8 protein-coding genes are annotated in these 8,799 nt (G+C 35.9%); 1 reads left to right on the top strand and 7 read right to left on the bottom strand.

Annotated features, from left to right (window positions below):
• Positions 1 to 47: 47 nt before the first annotated feature.
• The 3 genes from F9B85_RS13845 to F9B85_RS13835 form a co-directional block, all read right to left on the bottom strand.
• Positions 48 to 341, bottom strand: a complete 294-nt coding sequence (locus tag F9B85_RS13845) for a transposase (protein ID WP_170270564.1) — start codon at positions 339 to 341, stop codon at positions 48 to 50.
• A gap of 371 nt (positions 342 to 712) precedes the next feature.
• Complete coding sequence (locus F9B85_RS13840) at positions 713 to 949, bottom strand: hypothetical protein (RefSeq protein ID WP_151621806.1); 237 nt, start codon at positions 947 to 949, stop codon at positions 713 to 715.
• An 86-nt stretch (positions 950 to 1,035) separates the two neighbouring features.
• Entirely contained in the window at positions 1,036 to 2,019 is a 984-nt protein-coding gene (locus F9B85_RS13835) for an ADP-ribosylglycohydrolase family protein (RefSeq protein ID WP_151621805.1), read from the bottom strand.
• A 160-nt stretch (positions 2,020 to 2,179) separates the two neighbouring features.
• On the opposite strand from F9B85_RS13835, the gene F9B85_RS13830 reads away from it, so the two are divergent.
• The gene (locus tag F9B85_RS13830) at positions 2,180 to 5,524 is read left to right on the top strand and encodes an ADP-ribosylglycohydrolase family protein (RefSeq protein ID WP_170270562.1); all 3,345 of its coding nucleotides are present in this window, start codon (positions 2,180 to 2,182) and stop codon (positions 5,522 to 5,524) included.
• Positions 5,525 to 6,438: 914 nt separating this feature from the next.
• Here the strand turns inward: F9B85_RS13830 and F9B85_RS13825 are convergent.
• The 4 genes from F9B85_RS13825 to F9B85_RS14680 form a co-directional block, all read right to left on the bottom strand.
• Positions 6,439 to 7,062 (bottom strand): transglutaminase domain-containing protein, encoded by a 624-nt coding sequence (locus F9B85_RS13825; RefSeq protein ID WP_151621803.1) that lies wholly within the window; start codon positions 7,060 to 7,062, stop codon positions 6,439 to 6,441.
• 73 nt (positions 7,063 to 7,135) lie between these two features.
• Positions 7,136 to 7,483, bottom strand: a complete 348-nt coding sequence (locus F9B85_RS13820; RefSeq protein ID WP_151621802.1) for a hypothetical protein — start codon at positions 7,481 to 7,483, stop codon at positions 7,136 to 7,138.
• A 215-nt stretch (positions 7,484 to 7,698) separates the two neighbouring features.
• On the bottom strand, positions 7,699 to 8,433 hold the full coding sequence (locus tag F9B85_RS13815) for a hypothetical protein (protein ID WP_151621801.1): 735 nt from the start codon (positions 8,431 to 8,433) through the stop codon (positions 7,699 to 7,701).
• A 41-nt stretch (positions 8,434 to 8,474) separates the two neighbouring features.
• The gene (locus tag F9B85_RS14680; protein ID WP_151621800.1) at positions 8,475 to 8,678 is read right to left on the bottom strand and encodes a hypothetical protein; all 204 of its coding nucleotides are present in this window, start codon (positions 8,676 to 8,678) and stop codon (positions 8,475 to 8,477) included.
• Positions 8,679 to 8,799 lie beyond the last annotated feature (121 nt).

Raw genomic sequence — 8,799 nt, 5'->3', positions numbered from 1 at the left:
GAGTTCGAGGGGCCCAAAACCCTCATCTCTTATGGAGCATGAAACAACTACTTAGATGTTTCGTCGTGACACACGAAGGCAGTGGCCTTTTTTAAGATGGTCACCGTATCCTCGAGTTCTACGTTTCGTTTTTCTGCTTCTTTTAACTTTTTTTCAAGCTCCTGAATCCTTGACTGGCTTGAATCTTCCACTACTTTTGTACGTTCCATCCAGCGATAGATAGTTTGATCGCTGACTCCTAAGTCTTTGGCCACGCTCTGTACGCTTCGGCCTTGTTCATTAATCAGTTGCAAGGTATTTTTCTTGAATTCTTCGCTATATCTTGTTCCGTTTCTTGGCATTTTCATCGCCCTCCCTAAGAGTATTTTATCTCACTCTTAGGTGTTCAACAAATCGGGTACAGGTCAAATCACCCTTTTGCTCACAATCAGAGAAAAATCGTTCTAAAACATTTTCGGTCATTTTTTCCACTCCTTAAAACGCAAAAAAGACAGCTCTTTGCTGTCTATTCTATCATTATAATAACCGAAAATGTTTATTTTCGGGCATTGTTTTCGGTAATACTATACTTCCACTTCAGTAGCGTCTTATTCCTTGGAGAGCAAATCGGTGAAAGAAACGAGCGAGTATCTTGCTTAAGAGCGTTAACTACCGGCTATCGTTTAGCTTTAATACAGACTCCTATTCACTGGAACTAATAAAGCCCCAGTTATCAAACATTCGTAGCACTTTGCGAAACACTCAAGGTTTCATCAATGCTAATCATATAACCATCAAAAACGTGTCTAATGATAATTTTTTTGTTGTCGTCAAGAACAATTTTGATTTTGTCTAATTTATCTCTTTCAATTATTTTTTCAACGCTTTCTTGTATGTCTTTAAGCCACTCCTGATCGATCTCATTAGAAAACTGCCACTTCTCACCTTTTTCAAATCTGTATGTACGCATTTTATCTACCCCCTTTTTCTGAGACTGTGTGTTTCTGGATTTTTCGTAGCTAATAAGGTTTTTTCTAAAGCTCATAAGCAACAACACTACTGTTTGTTATTTGCGTCGATATTTTTTATTACCTTTTGGGCAAATTGATGTGCTAAATCACATAGAACTTCTTTTTGAGCTAAAACGTTTATCCACTCTTTCGGTAATGCCTTAAAACCATAATAAAGGCCTGCTAAAGCACCCGCTACTGCAGCTGTTGTATCTGTATCTTCTCCAAGATTTACAGCTTGCAGGACACAATCTTCATAAGATTGACTCTGCAACAAACACCAAATAGATGCGGTTAGAGTGTCAATAACATATCCACTTGAAGGAATAACGTTTCGCGGCAAGCTTCCAAGAGATCCATTTAATATATGGGAGAAGTGAGACATCTCCCTCTCCATTCCAATAAAAAGTTCTTGACGCTCTTGCATTTGGTGCAATTGTTCAATAGTTTTCTGATAAGAACTTTTGGGAGAATTACCATGTAACAACTGAATGGCCAGAAGGCTGAATATGAAACAAGCCAATTGACTGCGAGGGTGACCGTGCGTAATTGAAGAAGCTTCCTTTATATATCGCTCAATTTGTTTCATTGGTAACTGAGCAACGAATAAAGAGACTGGAACAATTCGCATCAGTGACCCATTCCCGTTACTTTTCTCATCTATAAGACCAGATTTTTTTGGCGAAACACCCGATGCCAGTCGTTGAATCGCTATCATGGTAGTATAGCCTACATCAAAAACTTGTCCGTGTGCAGTTGTCTTGCCTTCTTGTAACCAGGCTATAAAACGCTTGGCCAAGTCATTCATGTCGAACCCTTTATTTATGATGCTTTCAACGTGACAGATAAGTAATGAAGTGTCATCGGACCACGTTCCTGCTGGTTGGTTATGAGTACCACCAGAGCTCATATCGGTCACCGGATTTTTTTCAAGTTCAGCTCTTCTCTTAAATTCTACAGGGACACCAAGAGCATCTCCAATAGTTGCACCTATTACGGCACCCATAATGCGATTTATATAAAGATCCATCTTTAGCCCCTCTTTCTTACTTTCAACCAATTTGATACTTACATAATTCTACACCTTTTTGTTTTTTAATGGTATAATTTTAAGTAAAAAAAGTATTTTGTTCCTAAAAATTCCCCCTTAAAAAATGTCAACAGTAGTCCTTGTTGAGAAAGGAGTTTATATGTTCTTTCGGAAGAATTGTAATTATCACAAAGAAGATACCCTTCCTTTAGTGGGTCGAGATGTTGAAATAAAAGATTTTTTAGATGAACTCACAGGGATGAACAATCACGAGCAGCCAAAAATCCTTGTTTATAATGGCGCACAGGGCATTGGTAAAAGCAGATTATGTTTGCAATTTATAGAAATAGTTAAAAATCAAAAGAAAAAATATGTTCATATAGATTTTTCAAAAGGCATGATTAAAGATGATTTTGAGTTCTTTAGCCGTCTTTTTGAACAACTTAACGAAAAAGGTATCGTTTTGGGAGAAACAAAAAAACATCTTGATTACATTTCAGATAAAATAAATGTCACAAAGAACAATAAGCAGAATATGCTTATTCCTGCAGCAGATCTTTTATTTTTAGGAACTTTCTCTCTTGGTTTTATTTCTTTGTTATATGGAGTAAGCAAAGGCTTCATGAATAGAGATATTACTGCTAGTCATAAAGAAAAAAGTCTTGGTCAAAGTATTGACACCTTATTTTATAGTTGGAAAGAAGATATTGAGAAAGTTTGTAAAAAAGACATTGCTTCTCCACTCGTAATATTTATTGATTTAGATCAATCTCACAATAATAACTGGCTTCCACGAATCAAAAAGCTAGCTCTTCAATCGCCGGGTGTCATGTGGGTTTTGTTTTGCGATGATGATTTTTATTGGAAACACTCACAAGAAGACGTTGTTAAAAAATGCACAAGAATAATATTACTTGAGAAATTATTAGAGAACCATTGCGCTGAATTATTAAAGAGAAAAAATATAACCAATGTGGAATTACAGAATAAAGTTTTTGAACTTAGTGTAGGTAAACCCGAACTAATCAAGTTACTTATTGATTACATACTAGAAAGAGACATTGAGAAGGTTTCTGATTTGAATGTTGCTAATATCCTGAGTTATTATTTGTCGGAAGCAAGAAGAGACGAGCAAGCGCTGTTGCAAATCCTCGCCGTCGTTCGCTCATGGGATCAGGAACTTCTTCGTTCCATCATGAGCCATTTCAGCACAGGATTTCCTATTACTGAAATAGATAAGCTTTACAATTATTCTTTTATTAAAAAGCGAGATAAACAAAACGAATGGTATATACTAGATATATTTGGACAAGAATTGTTAAAGCGTTATTCGAAAACCGATTATCTAAAATACGATATTCATTATTTCTTGTCCGGGTATTACTGTACAGCACTTCAGCAATCCTTAAATAACAACAATGAATTAATACTTCAAAAGAAAAGCACGATTGCACCCCATGAAGCTTTTGAAGAAGCATTAGAGCATAGTCTAGTTCTCGTCGAAGGTCAGATTATCCATGAAGATGAATTTATCTCATGGCTAGAAAAGACAGTGTCGCTAATGAGTGAAAGATGCCCCTCAAGCGATTTAATTCTTGTTGCAAACAAATATGTAAAGGCAATGAACAAGCTCTCTCAAAAAAATATCCCACCTAAGTTAAATGCATATATCTACAAAGGCAAAGCAATGCGACTTGTACGTAATTACAAAGGGGCTCTTGAAGTATACGCTGAAGCTTTGTCATTGATTAAAAAAACAAAAGATACTTATAAGGAAACTATACAGCTTCACCTTGATATTGCGCGTTTTTATTTAGAAATTTACTATGATGGGGAAGCAGTAGCAGCAACACTGGTAAAAGCAGAAGAAGAACTAACAAAATTAATAGATACAAAGACGACTGATGAATCCGTACTTATTTTTTTATGGCTAGAATTGGGCGAGTTAATGTATTCAGCAAAAATGTATGAAGAATCTATAAAGTATTTGGAGAAAGTTACTAACACATTAGAAGAGAGCGAAACTACTAATCTTATTCTAGCAGAGACATACTACCATTTAACGAATGCTCATATATTCAGTATACTTAATGACAAAAAAGGGTTTTGTGAGAAGAAAGAATCATTAGCTAAAGAATGTATAGATAAAGCCTATGAACTAGTGAAAAAATGCAGTGATAGCCCAGAAAAAAATTTTTTGCATGCCAAAATATTAAACAATATCGGCAATTCTTTAAGAAAGAGTAAAAATGAAAGTGACAAACCGGAAGCTGAGATTAAGTACGAGCAAGCACTTAAGCTTTTAACAGAAGAACCACGAACGAATTATGAAAAACATCAAAAAGCAAGAACACATATAAATTTGGCTAAACTGTATCTATCTTGGACGGAAAAGTTTCATGAGGCAAATAGTCACTTTGAAAAAGCATTAAAAACTATTGGCAACAAAAACACGAGCAGTTGGGATGAAAATCTAAAAAAAGAGATACAAAAGAAAAGATGTAAACATAACCTTATTGATTGCTCAAAGGAGATATCTACTAAGCCCATTGTAACAGAAAAAGAATCTCCTATTGTTGGTGCGTTAATGGGACTTGCTGTTGGTGACGCTTTAGGGACGCCGATAGAAGGTGTAGAAAAGACTGTTTTAGATCGTATCCCCATCAATACAATGATTCAGGGAGAGTTTCCTTTAGGCACTTGGTCAGACGACACTTCCTTAACATTTTGTCTAGTAAAAAACATTATAGAAAAAGGATACTGCATTGAACATCTGAAAGACCTTTATCTTAAATGGTATAACGAAGGCGAAATGACGGCCACTGGATATGCTTTTAGCGTTGGCGATACAATAAAAAAAGCATTAGAAAAATTGAATAATGGCATAAATCCTTTAGAGTCAGGCGACAAAGCTGAAAAAAGCAACGGAAATGGATCACTGATGCGAATTTTGCCTGCCTCGATCTACTTCTCTAAAAGTAAAGATATGTGTCATTTTATTCAGCAAAATTCTTCTATTACACATGCTCATCAGATAAGCAATCTTGCCTGTCTTTTGTATTCCTTTATGGTAAAAGCCCTTTTAGCAGGAAAGCAAAAATCAGAAGCTTATTATTATATGATTGAAGAAGCTAACAAGTTAAAGTCGGAAGAAAAATTTTCTACAGAATGGGTGCATTTCGATCATATTCTGACTGGTTCTATACTAGATGGTAATAAAAAGATTTCTGCAGGATCATATGTCGTATTAACATTAGAAGCAGCTTTATGGGCTTTCATGAAAACAGATACCTATAAAGACTGTATGCTTAAAGTAATAAATCTTGGTGGAGATACCGATACAGTAGCTGCTATTGCAGGCGGACTTGCGGGTTTGCATTATGGTTACAGCGAAATACCTGAAGAATGGACTCAATCTTTACAGAAAAGTCATATGTTGTTAAATATGTCTAAAGACTTTGCAAAAAAATGTTTTGATACGAACTTTTACTCTGTTGAAAATTGAAAAAGTGAAATTTATCAATTCTAATAGATTTACTTTGGTGCATATTACGGTTCAAGGGAGCCACTATTTCGGTGAGGTGAGCCACTTCTCAGCTACTAACACCGCCTAAATGCCGTACCAGTTCAAGGCTTACGTATGTCAATGGGCTCAAAAAACAAGAAAATAATTGATGAAAACCTAGTAAATTGTTAAAATACCTCTTAAAGGGGGGTGGAAGTTATGGGTAATTGGGGTTGTTGCGATCATTACAAACAGGGTTTTTTTATTGATAGTTGTGAGAAAAGTGGCAAAGATTTAGACCAAATCACGGTAACAATGTATTGCAAGGATGATGGAAAGGGTTGTTCCAAAGTTACAGTTGAAAAGGATTTATGCCGTTATTTTGTTCTTAAAAGCAGGGATCCTCATTGCACTAAGATAAAAAAGAACTTAGAAAAAAAATTCGCCTGGTCAGTTTGCAAAGGCAGTTACCATGGGTGTAAGTATCTATTTTAAAAGCAAAACATATCATAAGTATCAATCTAAGGCCCCATTCCGGGGCTTTTTATTTTTAACGGTTTTCAATCCCCTTAAAAGTAATATCTTTTAGAAAACAACAGCATCATCAGAACTATTTATTAGTTTTTGATTATTTCGGCGTGAAAGAGCCACTTTATCGGAAAAATAGTGCCATGCTCACGGAACGAAAGCCACCTATCCCTTAGATGACCCTGATGGTGCGTATTACGGTTCCAGAGAGCCACAACACACAAAGATCAGCCGGTTTTCGAGCAATCAAGAGATAAAAGAAGGGCCAACATGTCATAGTTGATATGCTGGCCTTCTTAATTTCAATACTACTGCTTTACAAATATTCACAGATGATGTATAGGTGGTTTATCACAAGATTGAGATTAGAAAAATAAGTTTAAGCGTTAGTATTCAAATTCCCTTAATTTACGATGATCTTCAGAAAAAACCAATGGATCGGGATCATAGTACTTATGGTTCAGTGAAAAAACAAATTCTCCATCCATCGTTACATAACCAGCATTCCAAGTAGGGTCTTGTACAACCCAACGACCATCTATGTACACTTCATTCCATGCGTGATTGGATTGATTTAAATCAATTTCATGCCACTCTTTATCTTGTAATCCATACCCACGAGCCACACCAGAAACAACTTTCACTGGTATTCCCACAGCTTTATGAAGGGCAGCGTTAAGGTTGGCATATCCCGCACATATGGAAGTGCCTCTGTTCAGTGTTTCTAATGCGCTATAACTATGGTCTTTAAGATTGCCACTAAAATATGTATGAACATCATAGGAAATGTTGCTAGCTACCCAATCATGTATGGCTTTTGACTTTTCAGCATCGTTACTAAGTCCTTCCGTAATGCTTATAGCTAAATCATTTATTTCCTTTGTGACAAAGACGTCATAAGGGTTTTTGGACAAAGTATGGGTTCCAGTAGGTAGCTTAATATAGGTTAAAGCCACAGATAAAAGTATGAAAACAAATAAATAAATAATTTTAATGCTACTTTGATACATGATAAACCACCTTGATATATCTTTTTTTACTAGGTATTATCGTTTTGATTTTCTCAAGTCGAGTATAAAAATATTAATCTTTTAAATCATCTTCCTGTTCAAAATACTCGTAATATTCATCACGCTCTGCTTCATCATAAGCTTCACTACAGACACGTCGATATAATTCTTTCTCTAAGTCTTCTATAATTGTTTCAATTGGCGCTTCCCCTTCTTCTTCTTCATCCCAATCATAATACCCTTCACTTCGTAACCAAAGCAAACGAAGCTCTTGATTGTCTAACTTATTTAAGACTTCCAAGCAAAAATTTAATACAATGTTTTCATAGATTTCAAAGAAAACGCTATGTTCACCTACTAATTGCTCCTTAAATTCTTCCATACGTCTGAAAGATCTGAATCCTCTCCACTCTGCCGACAATCTTCAGGTAATTCCTTTATTTTTCAATTACTTTTTTTGTGTATGTCTTGTATTTCGAATCAACAATTTTATAAATTTTCTCAGCGTCTGAGTTCATTGCACTCTCCTACTCCTACAAACTGTTCGTATAAACGAACCATATTTACCAAAAATGGTACCATCCATGTGCTCCTACACAATGCTTTGTTCTTATGTTTGGAGTACACCGGCTTATTTTAATTGTTCGGAAAAACCCACTGCTCAAGACGGGATAATACCATGTTATAAAGTTTCATGCCATCTATTACTTCCGAACAAGCTCTGTTCTCTGAGTTCGGCTTTATAAATGGAATAACGATATAAAAATCAATCCAAGTCCAGTTTATTCCTCCAATAGATGGTGCTAACTTGGGGATTTGGTTTAATTTTTTAGCTGTTTTAAGAGGAGTTATTGTATCAAAAGGAAAGATAGATTTACAAATTTTTAATTCACCGTTATCGTATTCAAATATTAGTTCATCAGAACGAGGTGAACTTGGGTCAAATGTGGAATCCGAACCTAGAAGTCCAGCTCCAATATGGATTTGGGGTCTTACATTACAATTTTTTTGAATTTCTTGCAAGGAAGCATCCACGATACCTTTTTCTATATCTTTGAGAAATCTATGCCAAACCCAGTCTTGTTTAATGATCAGATTCTGGCTTGATGACTTCTTTAACATTGGACCTACACATTGATCAAAGCCTTTTTCTACATGGATACCGCACAGCAAATGATTTCCAACATTCCAAAAAACATACTTTCCGTACTGATAAGCTGGCCATTTATTGCTCGGTACCACCCACCAAAGAGAATTTTCTGGTTCGTAGCGGTTCCAAGGCCGGGCAACAAATCTTGAATTACAACCATCCAACAGCTTTGCTATTGATTGAGCAGCAGCCATTGGGGTCGCAAACTGAATGATATTCAACATAATCACCCTTTAATGATAATTGAGGGAGGTCTTCCATTTTATTGGACACTGTGGATTTTTTCCTCTTTAACAACCTCAAGTCCAAATAAAGTCGCTATAAGAGCAGTTATCCTCTGCTGTCCATCAATTAAGATACGTTTTCCAAAAGATGATGTTCCGTCTTTAAGCTTGAAATGACCTATAACTAATATGAAGATCTCTGTATCGTTTGCTTGGTGGGTACTAGGAGTTATTTGCTTCATTGTGGAGAGCACTTTGAACTAATTATCTAACCCGTAAAATACCCTGACCCGTACCCGATTTGTTGAACACCTAAGAGTGAGATAAAATACTCTTAGGGAGGGCGATGAAAATGCCAAGAAA

This window comes from Heliorestis acidaminivorans (genome assembly GCF_008933955.1).
In the GTDB taxonomy this organism is placed as follows: Bacteria; Bacillota; Desulfitobacteriia; order Heliobacteriales; family Heliobacteriaceae; genus Heliorestis; species Heliorestis acidaminivorans.
Note: the sequence above shows the minus strand (reverse complement) of the source record. Positions and strands in the feature narration are given on the sequence as shown.